Below are 26970 nucleotides of genomic sequence, written 5' to 3'. Positions count from 1 at the left end.
CTTTGTTATGTGGCATCGTTTGTTGTAGCACTACTGCAAGCCAACCTGACGAGCAGCTACTCTTTCTCCCACCTGTACGCGCACCATATAAGTACCAGCGGCTAGTTGCCCTCGCTTAATCTCCGTCTGGTGTTGCCCTACCTGCTGCATGTTTGAAACGGTATGCACGGGTCGGCCCAACAGGTCTAGGAGGGTAATTTGTACTGGCTGGGCACGGTCAATTACTGAATAGCTTACGGTTACGTTCCCGCTAGAAGGGTTAGGGTAGGCGCTCAGTGATACAGCTAGCTCATCTGCTTTCTTAGTGGCGAGGACAGTCCCCCCCGTTACTCCAATAGTAAGGGTAGCCGCTTGTATTCCCGGTATGTTGGCAAAATCAACGGTGTTGGGTGGGTTATTACCGGCGCCACCTAGATTTGGAGCTCCTGCACCAGGCAACGGATATCCGGCATCAGTAGGCAGCGGCGCGGTGTTCTGAGGAATAAAGTCACTGGAGACGTAGCCGCCATCGGAATTGCTCTGCAACGCAAAAATCCTGATGGTGCCCCCAGTAGCGGCAATATTCATGGCTGCACGATCTACTTCTACCTCCCAACCATATGAGCCAGCTGCACCGGTAGCATTACCCGGGTTGGAAGAAAGCTTACCATCAGCGGTGTTGCGGTATGCCATGCGGGCCCCCGCTAAAGCGGCAAAGCTTCCTGCTGCATCCGACGCCGAAATAGTAGTTATTGCTCCAGTACTACCGTTGAGGGAAGTTGTCCCGAGAGTTTTGTCAGTGGCAGATGAGGAGGAAGTATACACAATGGCCTGCGGTACCAATTGCCCTGCCGTGCCGGTGCCAGTTACCGCAATAGCCACATCAGCGTCCATGTCGAGCTTAGCGCTCATTTTTTGAAACGCCGTAGTAGAGCCTGCAATAGTGGGCAACGGTGCGGCACTACTGGCCCCTGTTATCCCAGGCCGGTCAATGAAAAGTTGGAAGGAGCTGTTACTCCCAATATTGCCACCGGCCGTAGCACTACTTTCTAGTGTTCCAGCTAAAAAGAAATACAGCTTATTGGCATCCGCTGCTGCATATAGGCTTACCAAACCCATATCCCCGAAGCCGTGCGAACCTGTATAGCGGCCTACCAACTGATAATTTGTGGCGCTTATCTCAGTAGCGTTCAACACTCCGTCCACGGTTATCTGGGCATGAGAGCTAAGTGATGCTAAAGACAGTGCCGCCGATAGGGCAAGAGTAGATCGTTTGTGCATGTTGTAATTATGATAATGGGCGTGAGGATGATAGACCTGCTAGGTACCCGAGAAGTACAATAGCTGGTTCCAAAATAGCATCTTATACTTGGTTGCGTGCTATTTAGATATAGACTCAACGATATTATTCTGATAAAACGATATAGCAACACGCTAAGCCCTATTTTAGCGCATAGCAGAAAAAGACTAGCATTCGTCAATTCAGCATTTTTATCTGCCGAAATCTTTTCCGTGTTTCGTCCTTCTTATAACCGTACTTTGACTCTGGCTTGCCCGGAGTGTGCGGCTACATGGTTTTTCTCACCTTTCTGACTGATATGATTCTTATTGCCGACGGTGGCTCTACCAAGAGCAGCTGGTGCCAGCTTGATGAGGCTGGCAACCGCGTATATTTTAATACCGAAGGGTACAACCCCGATTTCATCACCACGGAAGCCGTAGTGGCCTCGCTGGATAAGAATTTACCAGAAACGTTGCCGCGCCAGAAAGTAACGGAAGTACATTACTACGGGGCGGGGGTATCGTCGGAAAAGAAGGCTGAAATAATTGCCAAGGCCATGCGCCAGATTTTCCCTGAAGCCAAGGTGATTGTCGACCACGACCTACTGGCCTCGGCGCGGGCACTGCTAGGGCGCAAAGCTGGTTTTGCAGCCATCCTGGGCACAGGCACCAATTCCTGCCTCTACGATGGCAACAAAATCACTTACAACGTTGACTCGCTGGGCTATTTCCTCGGCGACGAAGGAAGTGGTTCATTCATTGGCAAGCGCCTGTTGCGCGATTACCTGCGCGGCCTGCTGCCCGATGGCCTACAGGAAATTTTCCGGGAGGAGTTCAACCTCACGCGCGAGGATATCCTAGATCGGCTTTACAACCAGCCCCTACCTAACCGTTTCCTGGCCAGCTTCGCCAAGTTCACCTACGACCATAACAACATCAGCTACTGCCGCGAGATTGTGCTGCAGGGCTTCGAGACGTTCTTCGCCAATATTGTGCGGCACTACCCGCACTACCAGGACTACACGTTCAACTGCATTGGCTCAGTAGGCTACAACTTCCGCGACGCTCTTTCCCAGGTAGCTCGCGACAACGGTATGGAAGTTGGTAAGATCATCCGCTCTCCTATCGATGACTTGGTAACCTTCCACGAGGAGGAGCTGGCCAAATCGAAATAAATGTTTGCTTCAACAAAAAAGCCCGCTCTTTCAGAAGAGCGGGCTTTTTTAGTGGCCTAGGCCAGTTGACAGAGCAACTAGCATGATAGCAGATAGGCTTAGCCTAGTGTTGTACCACTAGCCGCACGGTTTGCTGCTGTGTACCGGCGTTCAGGCGCACCATGTACACGCCATTGGCTAGTTGTTGCACAGGAAGTTGCAATTCATGCGTGCCCGCGGCCTGACGGCTTGCTACGTTACTAGTGTGCACGGTAGCGCCAAGCAAGTTGGTTACCGTAACGCTAACCGGGGCCGACTGGCCTAGCGCGTAGCGTACGGTAGCAGTGCTTCCGGCCGGGTTAGGCAGGGCTACTACTTGCAGCGCTGCGGCATCGCGCTGGCGCTTACTAGACAACACCGTACCCGTAGGCACCGAGATTTTGCGGGAAGTATACACCGCATACTGGCCGGGAGCCAGCGTGAGCGGGGCAGCAGTATTTGTAACTACCAGCGGCTCACCCGTCAGGTAATTGTACCAGGTACCAGCCGACTGGAAATTAGGTACCACAGTTGCCGACTGTACATCGAAGTTGCCCACGATGGTTACGTTCAAACGAGGGTCAGTGAGTTGGATAGTTTTAACGCCGCCGTTCATGCTTTGTGTGTAGCTAGCCGGATTTTCAAACACGGGCTCTTGTACCTTCAGAGCAATCAGGCTGCGGTACACATCGTAAAGATGACGACGGTCAGCATCCTTGTAGTAATTCCACTCAGGCAGCTTGTTGCCTAGCTTGCAGTTGTCGGTACCATAGGGCTGGGGTACCGTACCATCGGGGCAGGAGAAGATAGACTTGTCATAGCCAACTTCACCAAATTGCCAGATCATCTTGGGGCCAGGTACCGTGAAAAAGAAGGCTGCCGCCAACTCCTGCCGGGCTAGCGCCGTGGCCAGGTTCTTAATATTATAAGTACCCGCTGCATTGCCGAAGGCGAGGTTCTTGTACATCAGGCGCTCCTCGTCGTGGCTCTCCATGTAGGTCACTAGATTGGGCTTGCTCCAGCCACGCCCACCTTGGCCAGCACCATAGTAGCCGTAGCTCAAATCGGCTTTGCTGTTGACGTAGCCCATGGTAGCCTCGTTGTAGTTGTCGGTCATCTTGCCCCACAACATCAAGCCCATATCTGACAGCGCTTTCTCCTCATCGTTGTTACCCAGGTGCTCCAGAATAGGATACACGTTCGGGTCAACGCTCACTAGAAAATCGTGGTATTCCTTCCAGATGTTCACGCGCGACTGGTCGTACTGCGACCAAGCACCAGCCTCAGTCGTTACCTTCTGAGTAAAGCCCTTGCTAAGGTCGAAGCGGTAGCCATCGATGTTATATTCCTTCAGCCAGTACTCCATCACGCGCTTGGAGAAATACTTGGTGTAGGCGCTTTCGTGGTTGAAGTCGTACCCTACGTTGAAGGGGTGGGTAGCGTCGCGGTTGAACCAGGGGTTGTTAGCGGCGGGTTTGTCGCCATCAAAGTACATCTGCACCATAGGGCTCTGGCCAAACGACTGATTCAGCACCATATCCAGCACCACGGCAATGCCGCGCTTGTGGCACTCGTCAATGAAGCGCTTCAGCTCATTTTTGGGGCCGTAGTACTTATCGGGGGCGAAGTAGAAGGATACGTTGTAGCCCCAGCTTTCATTGCCCTCGAACTCGTTCACGGGCATCAGTTCAATCACGTTTACGCCCAGGCGCTGCAGATACTTGAGCGTATCGGATAGGGTCTGGTAGTCGTGGCGGGCAATAAAGTCACGGGGCAGTAGCTCGTACACCACCATATCTTCCCGCTTGGGCCGCTGGAAATTAGTGGCCTGGAATGCGTAGCTGGGCGCGTTGCTTTGCAGCACCGAGGCAATACCACTGGAAGTCTGGGTTGGGTACGGCTTTAGGTTAGGATACGTGACGGCCGGAATGTACTTATCGTTTTCCGAGTCAAGCTGCTTTTCGGCGTAAGGGTCGGCCACACGCTGCGTCTCGTTTACCAAAAACTGGTAAGCATATTCCTGACCAGCGGTCAACCCGTCAATCTGCACCCACCAGCGGCCATTCTCCGCATCGGTAGCACTGGTTTTCTTGAGCTGATATGCGGCATCAGGCTGCCAATTGTTGAAGTCGCCAATCACGTAGATAGACTCTTTGCCCGGCGCCGTAAGGGAAAGCACGGCCGAGGTGCCACCATTCAAGTAGGTTACGCCGTCTTTGCGGGCACCGGTAGGCAGCTCAGCCGTGGCAGTAGCCGTGCGCACCACTACGTAAACCGTGCTCGATACCGTGGTAGTGCCATTGTTGGCCGTAAGGCGCAGCTCATTGCGGCCCGACTGCGAAACCGGTACGTTAGCCGTTAGGGTAGTGGCGTTGGTTTGCTGGGCTACCTGCGCACCATTGAGCGTGAGCGTAAGCGTAGCAGTTGCAGAGGCAACTCCCGATACACTAACGGTGGCGCCGCTATTGATAAAAATAGGGTTGTTGTTCTGCACCGCCGGGCTGGTAAACCGCACTTCCAGCGGGGCCGACTGCTGCGCCACATCCACAAAAATGTCGGAGTTGTTGTCACCCTTGCCCTGGGGGTTGCCGCCGGCTCCGCGGAACACCATAGCCAGCTTTAGAATGGCTTCGGCGTTGGTTAGGCCAGGGTAATAGGTACGAGGCGTGAAAGTGATGCTGTACTTGTTGTTGCCCAGCGCGGTCATCTTTTCCTCAGCCGAAGGCGAGTTGAAACTAGAGCCTTTCACGTGCTTCCAATCGGAGTTGGAAGTGCTCTGATTGGTGATAACACCGGTCCAGATGTACACGTCGCCGGTGTAATTGGCTAATGCTTTATTGCCCTGGTTGGCATCAAAGATCAGCGTTACGGCGTCCGTGTCGCGAAAAAAGGTGGGTTGCGTGGTAACTACCTGGGCCCACGAAAGGGGCATTCCAGCCAGAAAAGCCACTAATCCCACTAAAAGTCGAAGTGTTTTCATGGAACAGCAGGGGTTGGGAATTTTGGAAAGAAGGGTGAGGTATTAATGCCCTATTGACTTGAGAGAACCTCTAGCAAGTTACACTCAATGCAAGGGAGCATTAAAGATACAGTTCTAGGCCAGTTGGCCCAAGGTCACTGTGCCATTTATTGTAGATTTGGCGCTGCTACTCCTCACCTCCTGCTCCTATTTCTTATGCCCCTTCCCCACCCCCGGTTCCGGTCCGGTACTAGCATGACCTGGAAATGGGCGGTGGCTTTTTTCCTGGGGGGGCTGGGGCAGGCCACTGCGCAAGCTCCTACACCCAGTAGTTCGTCATTGCAGGGGCCTCTGGCGTTGGCCCAACCCCGCTGGGGTGCTTCTTCCTTCACTCCCGATACCAGCCGCCTTACTCGCCGCCTTCCCCTGCTGGCGGGTGGCCTAGCTCTTAGCTACACTGGCTCTATTTACTTGCTAGGCCAGGCTTGGTACACCGGCGAGCGAACGAAATTTCATTGGTTCAACGACTTACCGGAGTGGAAGCAGATGGACAAAGCGGGCCACTTCTGGGGGGCCTTCCACGAGAGCCGGGGGGCGGTAGATATGTTGCGCTGGGCTGGGTTGTCTGACCGCAAAGCTATTTGGTATGGGGGCTTCGTGGGGTTTCTGCTGCAGAGCCCAATTGAACTGCTTGATGGGCGCGACCCGGAATATGGGGCCTCGGCTACCGATTTGGCTGCTAATTTTCTAGGCTCGGTGGGCGTGATTGGGCAGCAGCTGGCCTGGAATGAAATTCGGATCATGCCCAAGTACTCCTTTCATACCACCCGCTACGCGCGACTGCGGCCCAACGTGCTCGGGAAAAGCTTAGGCGAGCAGTATCTAAAAGATTACAACGGCCAAACCTACTGGTTGTGCGTGGATGTAGGAGCGTGGCGCTTCGCCGAAAGCCGCTGGCCCCGCTGGCTGCAACCAGCTATAGGTTACGGAGCGCAGCAAATGGTGTATAATGACCGCAACACCAACCGCGCGCTAGGCCTCTCAGCTTACCGGCAGTTCTACTTAAGCCTCGACGTGGATTTGCGCCGCATCCCAACCAGGAGCAAATTGCTGCGCCGGGTGTTTTACGTAGCCAGCATCTTCCACTTACCCGCGCCAGCCTTAGAGTGGAACCCACGCCGGGGTTTTGTAGGCCATGCCTTATACTACTAATGGGTTACTGGCAGGCCGCCCGGCTTAGCTAAGCCAGCACGTGAACCAAGACGCTTGCTGTTAGTGGTCCCCCTCTCCTAAGCATTTATTGCTGGGGCACCTGCTCACGGTATTCGGTTGAGAGTCAACCATTCTTTCAGGCCCAAGCTTACCATACTTAATGGTTGCAGTACGGACGAGTGGCCTAGCGCAGGATTTCACCGTTTCATTGGCGAACTTTACCCTTTCCACGTTATACCGTGGAGAGGCTTTCACTTAGTTATGAAAGCCGTTTACACAGCGAAAAAAGCAACGATACATGAACGTAGGAGATAGAGTAAGGCTGCTCACGGGCCGCGAGGAAGGCATCATCACCCGCCTGCTCGACAACGACCTGGTAGAAGTAGCCATCGACAATGACTTCACCATTCCGGTTTTGCGCAGGGAAGTGGTTGTGGTGGCCGCCGAGGAAACCAAAGCCTTTGGGCAAAGCGCAGCATCGGTGGCGGCTGAGAAGAAAGCGGCCTCCAGCGGCGCGGCGCGGGCAGCCCAGGCCGCGGGTGCGACTCCTGCCCCAGCGGCTCCTAAGAAGTCGGAAGGGCCGGCGGGGCTGCCCAGTGCTAAAAATGCACCTTCCACTGTGCAGAAAGGCGTGTATTTAGCCCTCACCCACCAGTCGCCGGAGCTACTGGCGCTTCAGCTCATCAACCACACCGACCGCGATGTACTCTACACCTTCGGGGAAGAGCGCAACGGCCAGTACCGGGGCCTTACCTCCGACAAGCTCGCGGCCAAGTCGGTGAGCAAGCCGCTAGGCCACTGGCACCTGAAAGATTTTGACAGCTGGTCCGCGCCCGTAGTGCAGTTGTTACCCTTCCAGACTAATGGAACTTCGGCCTTTGAGCTCCTGACTAAGCGCCTGCAGTTTAAGGCCGCCAGCTTCTACACCAGCCGCCAGCCCAACGTGCCGGTGCTGCAACGAGAGGCATACCTATTTCAGCTCGATGAAAAGCCCGCTGCGCCGGTAGCCATTGCGCCCGAGAAACTAGCAGAAACGCTGAAAGCTCAACTCACTGGCAACGCGCCCGCCAAACCAGCGGCCGTAGCCCCCGCTCCCGAGCCCGCTAAAGCCATTGTGGCCCCACCCCACGAAGTAGATTTACATTTGGAAGCCCTGCGCCCCGAAGGTGGCACGGAGGGCCTGAGCAACACGGCCATTTTGAAGCTTCAGCTCGACGCTTTTGAGGATGCCCTGAGCCGGGCTTTGGCCACCAATATGCACGAAATCGTGTTTATCCACGGTTCTGGCAATGGCACTTTGCGCAAGGAGCTCCACAAGCTACTCAGCCGCAACCGCGACATCAAGTTCTTTGAGGACTCAAAGAAGGAGAAGTTCGGCTACGGCGCTACGCTGGTGCGCCTGAAGTAATTTAGTTTGAGTATCCTGACAAGGGCCGCACAACTTGTTTCGCGCAAGTCGTGCGGCCTTTTTCTGTATCATTACGCCCTATGTACGACCTCATTGGTGACATTCATGGCCACGTGCAGGAGCTTCGGCAGTTGCTCCAGAAATTAAGCTACACGGAGCAAGATGGCTGTTTCCGCCATCCCAATCGGCAGGTCATTTATCTGGGCGACTTCATAGACCGCGGCCCGCACATTCGGGAGACGCTGCAACTGGTACGAGCCATGGTGGAGGGCGGCGCGGCTCTGGCCGTGATGGGCAATCATGAGTATAACGCCATCTGCTTTCACGAGCTGCACCCGCGCGGCGGCCATTTACGCCCCCATATTCCGCGCAACATTTTCCAGCATCTGCGCACCCTAGAGGAGTTTTCAAGTCGGGAAGGCTGGCAGGAGTGGCAGGAGTACATTGCCTGGTTTAAAACGTTACCCCTATTTCTAGAGCTACCCGGTCTGCGGGTTGTGCACGCCTGCTGGGACCCGCGCCACATTGCGTTTCTGCGCCAGGCCCTGCCCGATGGCCGTCTGACTCCGGAGTTTCTGCTACGTAGTGCTGAGCGAGGCACTCCTGAATACGAGGCCGTGGAAGAAACCCTAAAAGGCAAGGAAGTAACCCTACCAGTTGGGGTACAATTCCACGATAAGGATGGCAACCCACGCACCAAAATGCGGACCCGCTGGTGGACCGATCCGCGCGCCTGCACTTACCGAGACTATTACCTCGAACCCATTGAATCTCTGAACGCCCTGCCCGTGGAGATAGATGCTCTGGCTGATGTATGGCATTACCAAGAGTCGGTGCCTGTTTTCTTCGGTCACTACTGGCTGCGCGGCACCCCCCAACTGCTCGGTCTACACGCGGTCTGCCTAGACTATAGCGTAGCCAAAGGCGGCGAACTGGTTGCCTACCGTTGGCACGGCGAGCAGGAGCTAAAGACTGAAGGCCTCATAAGCGCCTAACGCGGTATATTGCTTAAACCAGGGACTAAGGTTTGATATCAGACCGTTATGCCTTGACAAGCCTTACATGCCGGTTGGTTAAATGCGCTTACTGGCCTAGGCCAATGCACTGAACAGGCAACCCTTGGGCACATCTGGTTACTTTGCGGCTGAAAATCCATCTCCGCATGAAACTACCCGCGCTGCTTGCCGCCTCCCTTCTTTCACTGCCCGCTGTAGCCCAGCCGTCGTTGCCGGTGCCACGCAACCTCCAGGCTACTTATACCAAGGGTACCCGCGCCGAGAGTGGCCTACCGGGCCCCAACTATTGGCAGAACTCCGCCGATTATACGCTCAACGTCTCCTTCGACCCCAGCACGCGGCGGGTGGCAGGAACCGCTACCATCGCCTACCACAACCAAAGCCCCGACTCCCTGCGGCAGATCTGGTTCAAGCTCTACCCCAATCTCTACCAAAAGGGTGCTGCGCGAGCTTCCTCCATCAGGCCAGAAGATGTGAGCGACGGAATGCAGATCGAAAAAATGACCATCAATGGGCAGACCATTGATGTTGCCAAGCTGCGCGGCGACGCCACCAACCTGCCGGTACCCGTGCAACGCGCTATCGGGCCCAAACAAACGGCGCAGGTGTCCGTCACCTATTCCTATATTCTGAACAAAGGCTCGCATACGCGTACCGGTGAGGTAGAGCCCAACGCTGACTTTGTCGCCTACTTCTTCCCACGCATTGCAGTGTATGATGATATCGATGGGTGGAACCGCAACCCTTACCTCGGCTCGCAGGAGTTCTACAACGACTTCGCCAACTTTTCTGCCGACATCACCGTGCCCAAGGACTTTGTAGTATGGGCTACCGGTGACCTGACCAATGCCGACAAGGTGCTCACGAAAAAGTATGTGAAGCGCCTACAGGATGCGGAGAAGAAAGATGCCATTACCAGCATCATCACCGAAGCAGATCTGAAGGCCGGAGGCATTACGGCGGCCAACGCGCAAAATACCTGGCACTTTGAGGCGAAGAATGTTACCGACTTCGTCTTCGCCACCACCGACCACTACGTGTGGCAGTCGAGCAGCCTGGTAGTTGACCCGGCCACCAAACGCCGTACCCGCGTGGATGCCGTGTATAATACCAAGCACAAGGATTACGAGGAGGTGATTCAGTTCGCGCGCAAAACCGTGGAGGCCATGTCGTACACCTTCCCGAAGTGGCCCTTCCCCTACTCCCACGAAACCATCTTTGATGGCTTAGACCAGATGGAGTACCCCATGATGGTGAACGACAACCCCACGGAAAGCCGTCAAGACGCCATTACCCTCACCGACCACGAGATATTCCACACGATGTTCCCATTCTACATGGGCATCAACGAGACGAAGTACGGGTGGATGGATGAAGGCTGGGCTACCATCGGCGAGTGGATTATTTCGGGCATCATCGACCCCAAGTTGGATGACGACTACGGCATTGCCCCTTATGCCCGGGGAGCTGCTACGGAGGACGACGTGCCAATTGTGACACTTAGCACCCAGCAAACCGGCACGGCGTTTTACCTGAATTCCTACCCCAAACCTGGCCTAGGGTATCTGTATGTGAAGGATATGCTGGGTGATGAGCTGTTTACGAAAGCCTTACACACCTACATCCGCAATTGGAACGGCAAGCACCCCATGCCGTACGACTTTTTCAACTCGATGAACGCCGGAGCCGGCCGCAACCTCAATTGGTTCTGGCAGCGGTGGTTCTTCGACAGCGGCTACCCCGACCTTGCCATCCAGCAGGTCACAAAAACTGGTGCTGGATATGATGTGGTCGTAGAATCTAAAGGAACTAAACCCGTACCCGTAGACCTCACCATCACCTACTCCGACAACACAACCGAGAAACTACACCGGACTGTGGCCGTTTGGGAATCGGGCGCCAAAACGGTAACGGTAGCTGTTTCTACCACTAAAGCAGTGAAGCAAGTGAGGCTTGGAGCTACTCTCGTACCCGACAGCTACCCAAAGGATAATACATGGGTGACTAAGTAATAAGTAAATAGAAAAAGGCCAGCCCGTATTAGGCTGGCCTTTTTCTATTTACTTATTACTTAGCTTATAAGTGAGCAATCGGATCGGCTTTGCCGTCTGGGTCATTTTTCACGGTGCCGCTCGTAGTGAAGCTCTTGCCTTTCATGAGGAGCACGCCAGCCATGTGCGGTGTAGCCATGGAAGTACCGCTGATGGTGTTGTAGCCCCCGTTCAGCCAAGTAGACTGGATATTTACACCGGGCATGCAGTAATCAACGGGCGGGTTGCCGAAGTTGGAGAACGAAGCCCAGCTATCGGTGCTGTTCATGGCCGAGATGGTGAAGATGTTGGCACCATTCACGCGAGCTGGCGAGTGGTTGTTGGCATTATCGGTTTCATTGCCCGCAGCTAGCGCAAACAGTACGCCACCAGCCGAAGCGCGTGAAACAGCATCATCAAGGGCCTGAGATACGCCGCCGCCGAGGCTCATATTAGCTACATCACCGGCTTTACCATTGGAACCTACATAGTCGACGCCAGCAATAACGCCGGAGTTAGAGCCACTACCGCGCGCGTCGAGCACCCGTACGGCTACCACGGTGGCGTTAGCGGCCACGCCAACTACACCAATGGTATTGTTCTTGGCGGCAATGGTGCCCGCCACGTGGGTGCCGTGGCCGTTGCCATCATCAGGAGAAGCGTAGTTGGCGCCGCTGGTCAGGAACGACTTGCTGCGGGCCGCGTCTACGTTTAGGTCGGGGTGGTCGAGGTCGATACCAGTGTCGATGACCCAGGCGGTTTTGCCGGTGCCGTCGCCCGTACCCACACGAGTAATACCATACGGCGTAACCTGAGCGGGCTGGGTAGAGCCACCACCCGAAGAAGGCTTGCCGAGAGAAATAACTCTATCTGCTTCTACGTAGGCCACCCGAGCGTCTTCGCGGAGGGCCTTCGCTTCTTGGGCGCTCAAACGAGCCGAGAAACCTTTGAGGGCATGGCCGTAGGCCAGTCCAAGTGCATCGGCGCTGGCGCCACGGGCTTTCAGAATGCCCTGTCCTACTTCCTTTACTTTCTTTACTTTTTCGGTATACGGCTCGCTTCCGCTCAGTTCAACGGCACCATCTTTCAGCACCACAATGTACTGACCAGGAATAATGTCAGCATCGCTTTTGGCGTCGCTGCTGCTTTGCGCCACGCCGGCGGACGAAGGCTGAACCGCATCTTCTGAACAAGCGGTGAAGGTTGCGCTAGCAGCAATTGCAGAGGCACTAAAGAGCCAAGCGAGGCGGGCATTGCGTTGTTTCTTCTGCATTCTACTGAGGGTAAGGGTGTAAAGAAAGGAGCTGTTTGTGTCAGCCAAGCAAGCCCGTGTGAAAAGGAAAATACCACTTCTCTTTAGCACGACCAGCTCGTTAGCAGTAGCTAGGTTGACTGACGCAAAGTATAAATTGTCGCTAATAACTGGCACCTAATACCACCCATTATAGCAATCAACTGAACATTTATTTGTAAAAATTTCATCAAAAACACACTTTAATTACAGATATTCATTGTTTTGCAGATTGTTAATAAAATTTTGTTAATAGAATAAATTAGATGTTTTTATAATTAAAACTAGATTAACACAGTCATATTATAAATATAAATTATCCTAATTGAATCATGATAAAGTAATCGTCCTAACCAGTTGAAAACGGTCCTCAAATTTGCTTGCGATAGGCACAGCTTATTTCATGAGGGCCTCAGCTTCACTTAGCTACTGAGCATGGAATAGGGTTTGTTCTGCCGTACTGCTAGTGGAGAGTGTAGCACAGTGCTACGGATATTTACATGCTCGGCTGCATGTGAGCACATGAACTCTGCTGCCTCATGTGTACCTTTGCCCAAGTGATGAGTCGCCCCACCGCGGCGCTGAAAGGCGACGAGGAAAGTCCGGGCAACACAGAGCACCCTGCTTCCTAACGGGAAGGACTGGTGCGCGTAAAGCAATCCAGGACAGCCAGTGCCACAGAAAATTACCGCCAGACGGTGACTGAGTGCTTGAGCGAATGCGTGATTTATCATATGATACTTCACTCATTCACAATTTCACCATCTCACTTTTGGTAAGGGTGAAAAGGTGCGGTAAGAGCGCACCAGCGGCTGGGCGACCATGCCGGCTGGGTAAACCTCAGGGGTTGAAAGACCAAATAAGCTGGCACGCAGGCTCTTCGGGGTCGGCACCGGGCGGCTCGTCCGGCGTCAGCGGGTAGGTTGATAGAGCCTTTCCGTGAGGACTGGCCTAGATAAATGGTGGGGCCATTGCTGCTCGCAGGAATGGACAAAACCCGGCTTACAGACTCATCACCCAGCATTACTGGCTGCTCTGGTTTCGGCTGGGGCAGCCAGTTTTGTTCTGACACCTGTTTACTTCGCGGCTTAATTTTCCGTGTGCATGCATCATTCTGCTCCCTCATCATTCCTCTTTTCTCGCTATTTATCCAGTGTAAGTGGCCTAGCGAGTAAGAGGGTTTACTTCTTGTTAAGCGCTTTTTTGCTGTTACTTGCTCCTCATTTACGGGCGCAGGAAGTACCACCCACTGGCAAAAACGTGTACGTAGACCCCGCTGGCGTGCTACGCTGGGAAGGCAGCCGCCAGGAGGTAGCTCTGTTTGGGGTAAACTACACCACCCCCTTTGCTTATTCTTACCGAGCCCACAAGAAGGTAGGTGTCAAGCCTGAACTAGCCATTGACCAAGATGTATATCATCTAGCGCGTTTGGGGGTAAATGCCTTCCGGGTGCATGTGTGGGACGTAGAAATTACCGACACGCTGGGCAACCTGCTAGCAAACGAACACCTGCGCCTGCTCGACTATTTAATTCAGCGGCTTAAGGAACGGCGCATCAAGATTATTCTGACACCTATTGCTTACTGGGGCAACGGGTATCCGGAGCCCGACACCGCCATGACGGGCTTCTCCTCTATCTACCCCAAAGGCAAGGCCTACAATACTCCGCGAGCAATAAAGGCTCAGGAAAACTACCTAGGCCAGTTTCTTAACCACCGCAACCAGTACACCGGGCAGCTTAACCGCGAAGACCCCGATATCATTGCCTACGAGGTATGCAATGAGCCGCACTACCGCCAACCCGAAGCAGAAGTAACCGCATTTGTGCAGCGCATGGTGCAGGCCATGCGGGCTACCGGCTACCGCAAGCCTATTTTCTACAATATTGCCGAAAGCCCGGCCGTATCGAATGCCATTCTCAGCAGCCCCGTCGATGGCTTCACGTTTCAGTGGTATCCGTCGGGTTTGGTAAATGGGCACACGTTGCGCGGTAATCCGCTGCCCTTTGTTGATCAGTACCCCATCCCGTACCAGCAGGATGCGCGCTTTCGCAAAAAGCCACATCTAGTCTACGAGTTTGAGTCGGGCGACATTCTGAATCCGGTAATGTACCCGGCCATGGCCCGCAGCTTTCGGGCGGCAGGCTTCCAGTGGGCTACTCAGTTTGCTTACGACCCCATGGCTCTGGCCTACGCCAATACGGAATATCAAACCCACTACCTCAACCTGGCCTACACACCTGCCAAGGCCATTAGCCTGTTGATAGCGGGTAAAGTGTTCCGGCAGGTACAACGGTCACAGCCGCTGCCCTCCTACCCTGCCGATACAGCATTTACTGGGTTTAGGCTAAGCTACCGCAACGGGCTCAGCGAATTAAACTCGCCAGAGGAGTTCTACTACACGAGCACCACCACTACTGCGCCGCGCAAGCCAGCAGCCCTGCGCCACGTGGTGGGTACCGGCTCCTCGCCCGTGGCTACGTATGGCGGAACCGGCGCCTACTTTCTGGACCGGGTGGCAGCGGGGGTATGGCGCTTGGAGCTGATGCCCGATGCCAACCTAGTGCGCGACCCATTTGCCACTACTTCCTTGCGCCAGCCGGTCACGCGCATCGACTGGAATACTCAGCCTCTGCGCCTTACACTACCGGGTTTGGGCAGCAACTATACTGTTCGGGGCATCAACGAAGGCAACAGCTTTCAGGGAGTAGCTAGCAATGGTGCTATTGGGCTTACTCCGGGTGTATACCTGCTAACAGCCCCAGGCAAAACTACCACCGTCTATTCAGCTCAGACGAAACTAGGAAATATTGCGCTGGGCGAGTACGTTGCTCCCGCGCCTTCTGCGCAGCCAGCACAGGTGGTACATGCGCCTCAAGTGCAGATAATGGCCGGCCGCCCCGTCACCATAAGTGCCACGGTACTGGGTGCCAGTGCCACCGACTCGGTGCACTTGATTGCGCAGCACTTCTACGGCCAGACCCGCCGATTGCCCATGCGGCGCGCCACCCTCACCACGGCCGAGGCTGTAGTACCCGCTGACTTACTGTATCCTGGGCTGCTACGGTACTGGGTTGTAGTGCAGCACAACGGCCACAACACCACTTTTCCCGGTAGCTTTGCTGGTAGCCCGCGCGACTGGGATTACGCTCCCAAGGAGCACTGGGAAGCACCCATTGTTACAGCCAGCGCCCCACTACCCCTGTTCCGGGCTAGCCAAGACCAACAGCTTGTAGAGGCTGGGGGTATCAGCGGTGGCGGGTGGGCTGATTACGTAACCACGGCCTCGGGGCAGTTGGCTTTGCGGTTGGTGCAAGCTCCTGCGGCCGCCACCGCAAGCCCTACTACGGCCAATACGCCTATTGCTTACCTGCGTGCATACTTCGGCGACCGGCTTGCTGCGCGTTCCGTCGATGCTGCTTCCTTCAAGGAAATAGTAATTCGGGGCCGCCGTAGTGCAGGGGCGGGTTCTGTGCAGCTAGTTTTAACGACCAAAGATGCCGTAGCGTACGTGGCTCCGCTAGAGCTAGGCCCGGAAATTCAGGAAATACGGGTACCTATCTCGGCCTTTAAGCTAGGCGCTCAGGTATTGTTACCACGGGCGTATCCGGGCTTTTTGCCGCTTATGTTCCAGGCAGCTGGTCCTGCCGCGCTGCCCATTACCCAGGCCGAGGTTCTGCAGGTACTTCTGTCGCCCGGCGCAAGCCAGAGCAGCCAGGAACATCCTTCCCTCGATATCGAGTCGATTTCTTTTCAGTAGATACTAAGCTTACTGGCCTAGCTACTGCACCAGCACTTGGTTGCTGAAGCTCGCGGGTAATCTGCCCCGAAACACACCAACCGGATATACGTTTTCGTTACATTCGCTGCCCAACCCTTTCCACTTTTATGCCGCGCATCTTAATTATTGACGACGAAAAAGCCATTCGGCACACGCTGAAGGAAATTCTCGAATACGAAAGTTACCAGGTAGATCAGGCCGAGGATGGTCCGACTGGCCTAGACATGCTCATCCGCGACAAATACGATGTGGTGCTCTGCGACATCAAAATGCCCAAAATGGATGGCATTGAGGTGCTAGAGCGAGCCCGAATTGTAGCTCCCGATGCGGCATTTATCATGGTTTCAGCCCACGGCAACGTAGAAATGGCCGTGGATGCCACGAAGAAAGGGGCTTACGACTTTCTGCAGAAACCACCAGATCTGAACCGCTTGCTCGTAACCGTGCGCAACGCCCTCGACCGCACCAAGCTGGTTACAGAAACTAAAACGCTGAAGAAGAAAATTGCCAAGAGCTCCGAAATGGTGGGCGATTCGGCCGCACTTGGGGCTGTGCGCAAAGCCATTGAGAAAGTAGCGCCCACCGATGCTCGAGTGCTGATAACCGGCCCTAATGGGGCAGGCAAAGAAATGGTGGCCCGGCAGCTGCACGAACAAAGCAACCGTGCCGGTGGCCCCATGATTGAAGTAAACTGCGCCGCTATTCCATCGGAGTTAATTGAATCGGAGCTGTTTGGCCACGAAAAAGGCTCGTTTACCTCGGCTGTAAAACAGCGCATTGGCAAGTTTGAGCAAGCCGATGGCGGCACGCTGTTCCTGGACGAAATCGGTGACATGAGCCTCTCAGCCCAGGCTAAAGTGTTGCGCGCCCTGCAGGAGAACAAGATTACCCGCGTGGGCGGCGAGAAGGAAATATCGGTGAACGTGCGCGTGCTTGCCGCTACCAACAAAGACCTGCTCCAGGAAATTGCCGACAAGAATTTCCGCGAGGACCTCTACCACCGTCTCTCAGTCATCCTGATTCAAGTGCCAGCCCTCAACGACCGGCGCGAAGACATTCCGGCCCTGATTGAAAAGTTCTTGCAGGACATTGCCAACGACTACGGCAACAAGCCCAAGAAAATCGATGCCGCCGCCCTCAAGTACCTGCAGGGCCTCGACTGGCGCGGTAACATTCGAGAATTACGTAACGTGGTGGAGCGCCTCGTTATCATGAGTGACGCCACCATCTCCGAAGCCGATGCCCGCGCCTTTGCTGGCAAGTAACCTTGTGTTGTAACGAGCAGCAGGAACCAACCCTATCTTTTCAACTCGTTAAGGCTCCTCAACCACAAAGCCCTTACTCCACTATGGTTGTAAGGGCTTTTTATTTCCTTAAGCGTCTAATAGCGTACCAAATAAGAGTTATGTACTAGTGCTTATTTGTGATGACATGCTAGGCCTATCAAGCTGCAAGTATTACAGTTACACCATCTGGTTGCACCCCCTAATATCAGAGTTATCGAGGCGCCCTAGTACTTCAAACGATCCATCAGGATGCATGCGGGCGAGGTCTTTGGTTTCGATGAAAGCGCAGCTGTCTACGTTGGCCAAATCAATGATATTAATGGCTCCTGCTTCCAAGGTTTCCGACACCGAAAAGGGGTCGGATGGGTCGCGCAGGAGGATGTGCAACTGCGGCGGGGCGTGAAAACGACCGTCGCCGAAGCTATATGCCTGGCCTAGAAGCTCCGTCATACCGTACTCTGAGTGGATGCCGACGGGCCCAAATCCGCGCTGCAACTCTTGGTGCAATTCTTCTCGAATCATCTCGCGGCGTCGGCCTTTCATGCCGCCCGTTTCCAGCACCGTCAGGTTGTGCAGAGCTGGGTCACCGGCATAGGCCTCTACCAAATCCAGCAGGGCATAGCTCACTCCTATCAGCAGCACCTTACGGGATGTGTCTTGCTGTGCTTCGCGCAGGGCCTGTAGCAAGGCTGCGTGATTGTGCAAGAAAAATGCCTCCTGCGCCTGCCCCGATTCCTTGGCAAAATAGTCGACCATGGCTACCAACGACGACTGCCCCTGCTCCAGGTAAGAGGGCAGCAAAGCCAAAATCGTCCAGCCGGTAAGTGGGCCGTAATACTGCTCGAAAATGCGCGCGGCGTGTCGGCGGTACAATAACGGCTCGCGCACAAAATGGTGGCTGCGCTGTTGCTGGGTAGTGCCGCTACTCAAGAAGGTTTCCTGCGGGGTCCAGTCGGCCGCATCGGTACGTACGTCGTGGGTTTTGAAAAACTCAATGGGCAGAAAGGGAATATCCTCTAAGCGCGTTACAGCCAGCGGGTCGCGACCCAGCATGCGTAGATATTCTTGGTAGGGCACGCAGTGCTCGGCCTGGTAGCGGAACAGGCCTAGCGCCGCCGCTGGCACGTCAGCGTTAGTCAGGGAAGGCAGAGCAGACAAAAACTCGTCGCGGAAACTCATTCAGATGCGGTAGGGTTAGCGAGACAATAGAACAATGTAGGCGTCGCTTCGTTCGTTAGGAAGTTGTACCTTCCTGCCGCGGCACTACCCGTTTCGTCATCCGTTTCACCTCTTGTTATGGCTATATCTCGTACTCTTTGTTTTGGGGCCTTACTGTTAGCTGGCGCGGGAATTACATCCTGCCTGAGCGCACCAGATTACCCCGACACACCCGAAATTGGGTTTAAAAGGATCCAGCAGCGGCGGGTTGATACGCTGACAGGGGTATTTGATCGGGTAATTGTAACGGTATCATTTAAGGATGGGGATGGAGACTTAGGTCTCAGCATTGATGATATTAATCCGCCTTACAACGAGACGGACCCGATTACCAAGCAGCCCAACCGCTACTACAACAACTACTTCTTCCAGCCCCAAATCCAGCGCAATCCTGGGCAATTCGAGGATTACAACCTCGCTTTCTCCTACAACGGTCGATACCCCCGACTATCCCCCTCGGACCAAGGCGGACGAAAAGAACCACTAAAAGGCGACTTGAACTTCAAAGTTGACTTCTTCCAAGGCACCTTCCCCCCTAACTCGGTCGTCCGTTTCAAGGTAAAAATTGCTGACCGTGCCTTACACGAGAGTAACGAAGTTATTACTGACCCGATTACTCTGAAGTAGAAAACCGATACTTCACGAAAAGCCCTCGTTCAACTGGCTTAGGCCACTGAACGAGGGCTTTTTTCGTGACTAATAGATAGCCGGGAAACGCTTGGGGTCGGCTTCCTGCATCATTTCATACACGGTGTCAAACACGTCCTCAGCGTTGGGCTTGCTGAAATAATCACCGTCGGAGCCGTAGGGTGGGCGGTGAGCCTGGGCTGAGAGGCAGCGCGGCGCCGAGTCGAGAAGCTGGTAAGCCCCTTGTTCGTCGATTACTTGCTGCATCATGTAGGCAGTAGCACCACCAGGCACGTCCTCATCAGCGAACAGCACGCGGTTGGTTTTGCGGAGGCTATCCGAAATGATCTGCTCAATGTCAAAAGGCAGCAGGGTTTGCACGTCGATAATCTCCACGAAAATACCTACCTCTTCTAGTTGCTTGGCGGCATCCTGCACAATGCGGCACATTGAGCCATACGTTACGATGGTCAAGTCCTGGCCTTCGCGGAGTACTTCTGGCACGCCCAGTGGCACCGTGAACTCGCCCACGTTCTGCGGAATGCGCTCCTTGAGGCGGTAGCCGTTGAGACACTCAATCACGATGGCAGGCTCATCACTGCGCAGCAAGGTGTTATAGAAGCCGGCGGCCTGGGTCATGTCGCGGGGCACGCACAGGTGAATGCCCCGGATGCTGCCCAGAATCATCTGAATGGGCGAGCCGCTGTGCCAGATGCCCTCAAGACGGTGGCCGCGAGTGCGCACAATCAACGGAGCCTTCTGCCCACCCTTGGTGCGGTACTGTAGGCTGGCTACGTCGTCGCTGAGAATCTGGATGGCGTAGAGCAGATAGTCGAGATACTGAATTTCAGTGATGGGACGCAGACCGCGCATGGCCGCCCCAATGCCCTGGCCTACAATGGTGCACTCCCGTATGCCAGTATCTGTCACGCGCAGCTCACCAAATTTCTCCTGCAGGCCCGCAAAAGCTTGGTTTACATCACCGATCCGGCCTACGTCTTCGCCAATGGCGAAAATGCGGGGGTCACGGCGGAAGTTGGCTTCAAAGCACGCCTGCAGCACTTCACGCCCATCAACCTGCGGGGTGTTGGGGGCAAACTCCGCCTTAATTTCTTCGATGTTCAGCGCTGCTTCCTCGCTCTGGCTGTAGAGGTAAGAGTTGTAGCGGTCGGCGTTTTCGGCCAGGGCCTGTTCGAGCCAGTTCTGCAGGTCACGGCGGGCGGCGCTACGCACGGTGCGCACCCGGCGGAGCACCCGGCGCACTGTCCGCACCAAGTCAGCACGGATCGGGGCTGGGTTTTGCGCCAACGGCTCTACCAGCTCATTGATCTGGTGTTCCGTGCCGGTCTCGGCTACCAGCTTGTTGAGCAACGTTACTACTTCTGTGCGCTCCTGCTTGATGGGATTGAAGAAGGACTCCCAAGCGGCCACGCGGGCCTGCTTTACGGTTTCCTTGGCTTCGCTTTCAATCTGATCCAGCTCCTCTTCCGAGGCTTGACCTTCTGAGAGCAGCCACTCGCGCATCTTGCGCAGGCAGTCGTGCTCTTCTTCCCAGCTCAAGCGGTCCTTGCTCTTGTAGCGCTCATGTGAGCCCGAAGTGCTGTGCCCCTGGGGCTGAGTCACTTCGGTTACGTGGATGAGCACGGGCACGTGCTGGGTGCGGCACACCTCGGCGGCGCGCTGGTAGGTATCAATCAGGGCAGCGTAGTCCCAGCCTTTCACCACAAAAATCTCGAAGCCTTCCTGACCTTCGCCATCTCGCTGCAGGCCTCTCAGAATCTCTGAAATATTCTGCTTCGTCGTCTGATATTCGGCGGGTACCGAGATGCCGTAGTGGTCGTCCCACACGCTCACCAGCATCGGAATCTGCAGCACGCCGGCGGCATTTAGGGCCTCGAAGAACATACCTTCGGAGGTACTGGCGTTACCAATAGTGCCGAAAGCTACCTCGTTGCCATTCACCGAAAACTGCGTCATGTTATGCAGCTCGGGGTTTTGGCGGTACAGCTTAGAGGCGTAGGCCAGGCCTACGAGGCGCGGCATCTGACCGCCCGTGGGTGAAATATCAGCCGAGGAATTCTTGCTTTCCGCGAGGTTCTTGAACTGGCCGTCTTCGTCGAGCAGCCGGGTACCGAAGTGGCCGTTCATGGCGCGACCGGCCGTGGAAGGCTCGGCTTCTACATCGGGGTGAGCGTAGAGTTGGGCGAAGTATTGCTGCAGGGTTAGCTCACCAATGGCCAGCATAAATGTCTGGTCGCGGTAGTAACCGGCGCGCCAATCGCCAGCCCGGAAGGCACGGGCCATGGCCAGCTGCGGCACCTCTTTGCCGTCGCCGAAGATGCCAAACTTGGCCTTGCCCATGAAGACTTCTTTGCGCCCTGCCAGCGAGGCCTGCCGGCTTTCCCACCCCAGGCGGTAATCACGAAGCAGTTCTTCTTTGCTTAGGGTGGCGGCGGTAACCAGTAAATCGGCAGTTTCAGCGGTGGACATAGAAGCAGAACGGATAAAGGTGGGGGCGGGTGTAGAGTGGGTGGGAACCGGCTTCGGGGGAAACAGGCCCTCAAAAGTACGGATTTGCCACCGATCCGGCCGCGTGCTGAAGTAAGCCTACTTTAGCGGCAGCAAGCGGCTTTGTTGATTACCTTTGGTAAAGGGAGTTGGCTGCCGCCGCGAAAAGTTATTGGAGGAATGTGGAACAGAAGTAGTAGACACTTGTTCTCGCTGTGCCGTCCGACTACCACGTGGTGCTAGGCCTCTTCAGTTGCCTCAGAGTTTTACCTTCAAGCTTCCTATACAATGAAACACGTGTTCTCACTGCTGGTAGCCCTACTGGTGGCCGCCGCCTCGCACGCTCAAGGAGTGCTGCAGTTTGAAAAAGAACTTCACGACTTCGGCAACGTGCCCGAGGGCACTATGGCGACCCACGAGTTCAAGTTTAAGAACACTGGCAACCAACCCGTTATCATTGCCAACGTGCAAGCCTCCTGTGGCTGCACCACCCCCGACTGGACTAAAACACCGGTCATGCCTGGCAAAACTGGTATTGTAAAGGCCGTATACAGTAGCTCCGGCCGCCCCGGCATCTTCAACAAAACCGTGACGGTCACCAGCAACGCGGCCACGCCCAGCACTGTGCTCACCATCAAGGGCAACGTGCTCAACAAAGACCAGATCAAGGCTACGCTCACCCCCGCTCAGCTGGCCCAGGGTCCCAAGCTGGAGATAGACCGTGCCAGCCACGATTTCGGTAAGATGGAAGCCGGCCAGACGCCCTCGGCTCGCTTTACGGTTAAAAATACCGGCAAACAGGATTTGGTGCTGAGCGCTGTACAGTCGCAGTGCTACTGCGTGGGCTATAAGGCGGTTCCGGCTCCCATCAAACCAGGCCAGAGCGCAACTATTGAGTTGGTGTACAACCAGCGTAAACTAGGTACTCAGCAAGAAGCCGTTACTATTACCAGCAACGACATGCACGGCGACACTAAGCTGACGCTGAAAGCTAACGTGGTGCAGGACCTGAATGCTGGCAGCATGGTAAAGGAAAGCGGCTCTACGGTACCGTTTAAGTAATTTTTATGCTGAGGTAATAAGCAGAGACGGTGGCAGTAAGTGGCCTAGGTCAATAACAACCACTACATCAATCTTCTCCGCCTCCATTAAGCCTCAGCGGGGCAGCACCGTCGGTTCGACGACGAGTGCCACCCCGCTGAGGCTTAACTTTTTTCTAGGCCACTTCCTTTTACCTCGTCGCTCCATTCCCCCGTCACCTCATCACTTCCTCACCTCATCTCGCAGTTTTCACCTTATCTTTGCCCCCGCTTTTACGGCATTTAATCCACCCACCTTCACCCTTCGCTTCAAGTCATGCTAATCGGCGTACCGAAAGAGATTAAAAACAACGAAAACCGCGTAGGCCTCACGCCTGCTGGTGTAGCTGAATTCCGTAAGCACGGTCACGATGTGTACGTGCAGGCTACGGCCGGCCTGGGCAGCGGCTTCCAGGATGCCGAATACGAGCAGGCTGGCGCTACCATTCTCCCCACTATTGAGGATGTGTACGCCAAGGCTGAAATGATTGTGAAGGTGAAGGAGCCGATTGCTTCGGAGTACCCCCTCATCAAAGAAAACCAGCTGCTGTTCACCTACTTCCACTTTGCCTCGGGCGAGGAACTGACTCACGCCATGATTGAGCGCAAGGCGGTGTGCCTAGCCTACGAAACCGTAGAGTTACCCTCGCGCGCTCTGCCCCTGCTCATCCCGATGAGCGAAGTGGCTGGCCGCATGGCTCCCCAAGAAGGTGCTAAGTACCTGGAGAAGCCTCTGAAAGGCCGTGGCATTCTGCTAGGTGGCGTACCCGGTGTGAAGCCCGCCGAGGTGCTGGTGCTGGGTGCTGGCATCGTGGGCACGCAGGCGGCAAAAATTGCCGCTGGCCTGGGCGCTCAGGTAACTGTAATGGACATCAGCCTGAACCGTCTGCGCGAGCTGGACGACTTCATGCCGAAGAACGTGGTAACGCAGTACTCCAACGAGTACAACATCCGCGAAGCCATCAAAACCGCTGACCTCATTATCGGGGCGGTGCTGATTCCGGGCGCGAAGGCTCCCCATCTCATCACCCGCGACATGCTCAAGACCATGAAGCCTGGCACTGTGCTGGTTGACGTGGCCGTAGACCAGGGTGGTTGCATCGAGACCTGCAAGCCCACCACCCACGAAAACCCCACCTTCATCATCGACGACATTGTGCACTACTGCGTAGCCAACATGCCTGGTGCCGTGCCATACACTTCCACCCTGGCCTTGACCAACGCTACGCTGCCATACGCCGTGAAGCTGGCTAACCTGGGTTGGCAGGAAGCGTGCCGCCGCGACGAGGCCCTGCGCCTCGGCCTGAACGTGGTGCATGGCAAAGTGGTATACAAAGGTGTAGCTGAAGCGTGGGGCCTGCCCCTCGAAACGGTTGACTCTGTAATGGAAGGTGCGGTTGCCTAAGCAGCACTAGTAGCCTCTATGTAGAAAAGCCTTCCCGGCCTGGTGGTCGGGGAGGCTTTTTCTGTAACGCGAAGCTCCAGCTTGGCGTCTCATTGTATCATCTTGGTTGAACAATCTACGTAGGTTGCTCAACAACTCGCGCGGCTGGAGCTTCGCACTATCTCCTTATGAAAGGCATCTTATTTACTGGTGGCGAACTGACGGACCTCGTAAGCTTTGCCCGCCTTCCCTCCTACCTGCAAACTTTTCTGCGCGAGCAAAATGGCGTGGTGGCCTACTTCGGTGGCCTACACATTCGCGGCTGTGTAGCAGAGCCCTCCTGGCATTCTCTGGCGGAGGTGTGGCAGGGCGAAAATGCGTTCTGGCGCACCTACGACACGGTGCTGGAAACCGACATACCATTTGCGCAAGACTGCGTGGGCAACCAATTCCTGCTCCGCGGCGACGCCGTACTCTTCCTGGATACCGAGACCGGGGAATTGGCCGACTTGGAAGTGGACTTCAAACACTTCCTATTTGGAGCCGAGAAGTTCCCGTTGGATGCGCTGGGCATGGAGCCGCTCCGCGCCTTCCAGCAGCGGGGCGGGGTGCTGCAACCCGGCCAATTGCTAAGCCTTTTCCCGCCCTTGTGCATTGAAACGGCCCAGCAGAAGCCCCGCGTGCAGCCGCAGACCGTAGCCGCGCGCCTAGCCTGGCTCGCCGACTTGTACCGGCAAATCAAGAACCTGCCCGACGGCCAGCACCTCCAACTCAAGCCTCTCCAGGAATAACCGTTACTTGCGCTGATGCTCTCTCCCGTTCTGCGCCTGCTGGTTCGTCGGTTTTTGCTGCTGCTGGGCGTCTACCTGCTGCTCCGGCTGGCTTTTTATTTGGCCAACCAGACCGTGTTTCAGGAGGCCACCGTAGGCCAAGTGCTGCTGGCTTTCTGGCACGGCTTCCGCTTTGATATATCGGCTCTGCTGCTGCTAAATATCCCGTTTCTGGCGCTTTCATTGGTGCCGAACTTTGGGCGAACCTGGCAGCGGACTTTGCGGGGGGTATACCTGACGCTGAACGCGACGGGTATGGCGCTGAACCTGATTGACACGCAGTATTTTAAGTTCATTGGGCGCCGCACCAGCGACGAGCTCTTCACCATCACAGGCGACATTGAGCGGCAGGCTGGGCAACTTGTAGGCCACTACTGGTTTCTGCTGGTTCCGTTTGCGGCGCTGTTTGGGTTGCTTTGGTACCTGTACCCCATGCCCAGCCCCGCGTCTACGGGAGATTATCAGCAACCGCGCACTTCCCGTTCCGTGTTGCGCACTGGCCTAGAGCTTATTGCCGTGGCGGGGTTGGCGGTACTGGGTATCCGGGGTGGCCTACAGCTCAAGCCCTTACGCACCGGGCACGCCTTCATGCAGACGCCCCCAGTGCTAGGCCACTTGGCTTTGAACAGCACGTTTACTTTTCTGAAAAGCCTGGGCTATGAGCCCGTAGAGCGCTTGGCCTACTTCTCTTCTCCACAAGCCTTACACGCAGCACTGGCTGCCCGCGTACCTGCTCCCCGCCCCCAAGCGCCGCGTGATAACGTGGTAATTCTGCTGGTGGAAAGCTTTGCCTCCGAATACAATGGTATCGAGAATGGCGGCAAGGGTTACACCCCTTTTTTCGATTCGCTGGCCACGCAGGGGCTGTTCTTCCGGGAGCATTACGCTAACGGGCGCCGCTCCATTGAGGCCCTACCAGCGGTGCTGGCGGGTCTGCCATCGCTCATGGAGAGCCCATTCATTACCTCCAACTTCCAGACCGACGAACTGCACGGCCTAGGCGAGCTACTAGGTAAGCAGGGCTACGCTACTTCCGTATTCCATGGGGCACAGAATGGCACCATGGGCTTCAACACCTTCTCGGGCATCACGGGCATTCAGAAGTACTATGGCCTGGCAGAATATCCTGGCGCCGCAAAAAGCCCTGACTTCGATGGACACTGGGGCATTTTTGATGAGCCATACCTGCAATACTTCGCGCAGCAGCTCACCAAACAGCCTGAGCCCTTTTTCTCTACGGTCTTCACGCTGACTTCGCACGAGCCATTTCCAGTGCCAGCCAAGTACAAGGGCAAGTTCAGCCCCGGCAAGCTGCCTATCCACGCCTCCATCGGCTACACCGATTTTGCGCTGCGCCAATTTTTCAAAACGGCCTCCCACCAGCCCTGGTACAAGCACACGCTGTTTATCCTGCTCGCCGACCACACTTCCCAATCCCTCCGGCGTGACTATCAGAACCTGCTGGGTAATTATAAAACCCCTCTGCTGCTCTTCCACCCCGGCCGGAAACTACCTACCGCCGATGTACACCGCATCACCCAGCAAGCCGACGTGCCAGCCACTGTACTCGACTACCTGGGCGTGGCTGCTCCGCACCAGCTGCTACCTTTCGGCTACTCCGTATTCGATGGCGGCACCGGGGGCCGGGCTCTCTTTCTGAGCGGAGGCTCTCACTACCTCGTCCACCAAGATTACGTGACCGAGTTAACGGCTGACAGCCAGGTGCGGCTTTACCCGTACCGTACGCACTCTATGCCCGCCAGTCCCCTAGCTCACCCAAACCCTGAAAAGCTGCGCGCTTACGGTAATGAGCTAAAAGCCTGCACGCAGTTCTTCACGAATGGTTTGGTAGAGAATAAGCTCTACAAACAGTAGCAGTTAATTAATGA

17 protein-coding genes and 1 other RNA gene are annotated in these 26970 nt (G+C 55.4%); 13 read left to right on the top strand and 5 right to left on the bottom strand.

The features are described 5' to 3' along the window. Positions 1-30: 30 nt before the first annotated feature. Complete coding sequence (locus EU556_RS12720) at positions 31-891, bottom strand: T9SS type A sorting domain-containing protein (RefSeq protein WP_167855560.1); 861 nt, start codon at positions 889-891, stop codon at positions 31-33. 686 nt (positions 892-1577) lie between these two features. Here EU556_RS12720 and EU556_RS12715 point away from each other — a divergent pair. Next, positions 1578-2435, top strand: coding sequence for an N-acetylglucosamine kinase (locus EU556_RS12715; protein ID WP_135434468.1), 858 nt, complete (start codon positions 1578-1580; stop codon positions 2433-2435). Between the two features lie 103 nt (positions 2436-2538). Here the strand turns inward: EU556_RS12715 and EU556_RS12710 are convergent, their stop codons facing one another. Beyond that, entirely contained in the window at positions 2539-5433 is a 2895-nt protein-coding gene (locus EU556_RS12710) for a DUF4961 domain-containing protein (protein ID WP_245327611.1), read from the bottom strand. A gap of 195 nt (positions 5434-5628) precedes the next feature. On the opposite strand from EU556_RS12710, the gene EU556_RS12705 reads away from it, so the two are divergent. From EU556_RS12705 to EU556_RS12690, 4 genes are all read left to right on the top strand, one after another. Next, positions 5629-6624, top strand: a complete 996-nt coding sequence (locus EU556_RS12705) for a YfiM family protein (protein ID WP_245327608.1) — start codon at positions 5629-5631, stop codon at positions 6622-6624. A 298-nt stretch (positions 6625-6922) separates the two neighbouring features. Further along, entirely contained in the window at positions 6923-8032 is a 1110-nt protein-coding gene (locus tag EU556_RS12700) for a Smr/MutS family protein (protein ID WP_135434467.1), read from the top strand. Between the two features lie 80 nt (positions 8033-8112). Then, positions 8113-9027 carry a metallophosphoesterase gene (locus EU556_RS12695; RefSeq protein WP_135434466.1) on the top strand — a complete coding sequence of 305 codons (915 nt, stop codon included), beginning with the start codon at positions 8113-8115 and terminating at the stop codon, positions 9025-9027. Between the two features lie 167 nt (positions 9028-9194). Beyond that, entirely contained in the window at positions 9195-11060 is a 1866-nt protein-coding gene (locus tag EU556_RS12690) for a M1 family metallopeptidase (protein ID WP_135434465.1), read from the top strand. Between the two features lie 64 nt (positions 11061-11124). Here EU556_RS12690 and EU556_RS12685 read toward each other — a convergent pair whose 3' ends face one another. Next, complete coding sequence (locus EU556_RS12685; protein ID WP_135434464.1) at positions 11125-12351, bottom strand: S8 family serine peptidase; 1227 nt, start codon at positions 12349-12351, stop codon at positions 11125-11127. Between the two features lie 575 nt (positions 12352-12926). Between EU556_RS12685 and rnpB the strand changes: the two genes are divergently transcribed. The 3 genes from rnpB to EU556_RS12670 all read left to right on the top strand — a co-directional run bounded on the left by rnpB (position 12927) and on the right by EU556_RS12670 (position 17414). Further along, positions 12927-13390, top strand: an RNA gene (rnpB, locus tag EU556_RS12680) — RNase P RNA component class A. Between the two features lie 182 nt (positions 13391-13572). Beyond that, positions 13573-16128 (top strand): cellulase family glycosylhydrolase, encoded by a 2556-nt coding sequence (locus EU556_RS12675; RefSeq protein ID WP_167855559.1) that lies wholly within the window; start codon positions 13573-13575, stop codon positions 16126-16128. Between the two features lie 128 nt (positions 16129-16256). Further along, entirely contained in the window at positions 16257-17414 is a 1158-nt protein-coding gene (locus tag EU556_RS12670) for a sigma-54-dependent transcriptional regulator (RefSeq protein ID WP_135434462.1), read from the top strand. A 198-nt stretch (positions 17415-17612) separates the two neighbouring features. On the opposite strand, the gene EU556_RS12665 is transcribed toward EU556_RS12670, so the two are convergent. Further along, positions 17613-18614: a long-chain-fatty-acid--protein ligase gene (locus EU556_RS12665; RefSeq protein ID WP_135434461.1), complete on the bottom strand. Its 1002-nt coding sequence runs from the start codon at positions 18612-18614 to the stop codon at positions 17613-17615. Between the two features lie 117 nt (positions 18615-18731). On the opposite strand from EU556_RS12665, the gene EU556_RS12660 reads away from it, so the two are divergent. Then, positions 18732-19280: a hypothetical protein gene (locus EU556_RS12660; protein ID WP_135434460.1), complete on the top strand. Its 549-nt coding sequence runs from the start codon at positions 18732-18734 to the stop codon at positions 19278-19280. Between the two features lie 69 nt (positions 19281-19349). Here the strand turns inward: EU556_RS12660 and EU556_RS12655 are convergent, their stop codons facing one another. After that, the gene (locus tag EU556_RS12655; protein ID WP_135434459.1) at positions 19350-21770 is read right to left on the bottom strand and encodes an alpha-ketoacid dehydrogenase subunit alpha/beta; all 2421 of its coding nucleotides are present in this window, start codon (positions 21768-21770) and stop codon (positions 19350-19352) included. A 306-nt stretch (positions 21771-22076) separates the two neighbouring features. On the opposite strand from EU556_RS12655, the gene EU556_RS12650 reads away from it, so the two are divergent. The 4 genes from EU556_RS12650 (at position 22077) to EU556_RS12635 (ending at position 26956) form a co-directional block, all read left to right on the top strand. Next, on the top strand, positions 22077-22850 hold the full coding sequence (locus EU556_RS12650) for a DUF1573 domain-containing protein (RefSeq protein WP_135434458.1): 774 nt from the start codon (positions 22077-22079) through the stop codon (positions 22848-22850). Positions 22851-23144: 294 nt separating this feature from the next. Then, positions 23145-24272 carry an alanine dehydrogenase gene (ald, locus tag EU556_RS12645; RefSeq protein WP_135434457.1) on the top strand — a complete coding sequence of 376 codons (1128 nt, stop codon included), beginning with the start codon at positions 23145-23147 and terminating at the stop codon, positions 24270-24272. A gap of 167 nt (positions 24273-24439) precedes the next feature. Next, on the top strand, positions 24440-25042 hold the full coding sequence (locus EU556_RS12640; RefSeq protein WP_135434456.1) for an SMI1/KNR4 family protein: 603 nt from the start codon (positions 24440-24442) through the stop codon (positions 25040-25042). A 15-nt stretch (positions 25043-25057) separates the two neighbouring features. Then, positions 25058-26956 carry an LTA synthase family protein gene (locus tag EU556_RS12635; RefSeq protein WP_135434455.1) on the top strand — a complete coding sequence of 633 codons (1899 nt, stop codon included), beginning with the start codon at positions 25058-25060 and terminating at the stop codon, positions 26954-26956. Positions 26957-26970: the final 14 nt, after the last annotated feature.

It is taken from the genome of Hymenobacter fodinae, from assembly GCF_004745825.1.
Taxonomy (GTDB): Bacteria; Bacteroidota; Bacteroidia; order Cytophagales; family Hymenobacteraceae; genus Hymenobacter; species Hymenobacter fodinae.
Note: the sequence above shows the minus strand (reverse complement) of the source record. Positions and strands in the feature narration are given on the sequence as shown.

Bases quoted from the DNA above. Each gene is read 5' to 3' on its own strand.
- EU556_RS12720 (WP_167855560.1), bottom strand. From the start codon at position 891: ATGAGCGCTAAGCTCGACATGGACGCTGATGTGGCTATTGCGGTAACT.
- EU556_RS12715 (WP_135434468.1), top strand. From the start codon at position 1,578: ATGATTCTTATTGCCGACGGTGGCTCTACCAAGAGCAGCTGGTGCCAG.
- EU556_RS12710 (WP_245327611.1), bottom strand. From the start codon at position 5,433: ATGAAAACACTTCGACTTTTAGTGGGATTAGTGGCTTTTCTGGCTGGA.
- EU556_RS12705 (WP_245327608.1), top strand. From the start codon at position 5,629: ATGCCCCTTCCCCACCCCCGGTTCCGGTCCGGTACTAGCATGACCTGG.
- EU556_RS12700 (WP_135434467.1), top strand. From the start codon at position 6,923: ATGAACGTAGGAGATAGAGTAAGGCTGCTCACGGGCCGCGAGGAAGGC.
- EU556_RS12695 (WP_135434466.1), top strand. From the start codon at position 8,113: ATGTACGACCTCATTGGTGACATTCATGGCCACGTGCAGGAGCTTCGG.
- EU556_RS12690 (WP_135434465.1), top strand. From the start codon at position 9,195: ATGAAACTACCCGCGCTGCTTGCCGCCTCCCTTCTTTCACTGCCCGCT.
- EU556_RS12685 (WP_135434464.1), bottom strand. From the start codon at position 12,351: ATGCAGAAGAAACAACGCAATGCCCGCCTCGCTTGGCTCTTTAGTGCC.
- EU556_RS12670 (WP_135434462.1), top strand. From the start codon at position 16,257: ATGCCGCGCATCTTAATTATTGACGACGAAAAAGCCATTCGGCACACG.
- EU556_RS12665 (WP_135434461.1), bottom strand. From the start codon at position 18,614: ATGAGTTTCCGCGACGAGTTTTTGTCTGCTCTGCCTTCCCTGACTAAC.
- EU556_RS12660 (WP_135434460.1), top strand. From the start codon at position 18,732: ATGGCTATATCTCGTACTCTTTGTTTTGGGGCCTTACTGTTAGCTGGC.
- EU556_RS12655 (WP_135434459.1), bottom strand. From the start codon at position 21,770: ATGTCCACCGCTGAAACTGCCGATTTACTGGTTACCGCCGCCACCCTA.
- EU556_RS12650 (WP_135434458.1), top strand. From the start codon at position 22,077: ATGAAACACGTGTTCTCACTGCTGGTAGCCCTACTGGTGGCCGCCGCC.
- ald (WP_135434457.1), top strand. From the start codon at position 23,145: ATGCTAATCGGCGTACCGAAAGAGATTAAAAACAACGAAAACCGCGTA.
- EU556_RS12640 (WP_135434456.1), top strand. From the start codon at position 24,440: ATGAAAGGCATCTTATTTACTGGTGGCGAACTGACGGACCTCGTAAGC.
- EU556_RS12635 (WP_135434455.1), top strand. From the start codon at position 25,058: ATGCTCTCTCCCGTTCTGCGCCTGCTGGTTCGTCGGTTTTTGCTGCTG.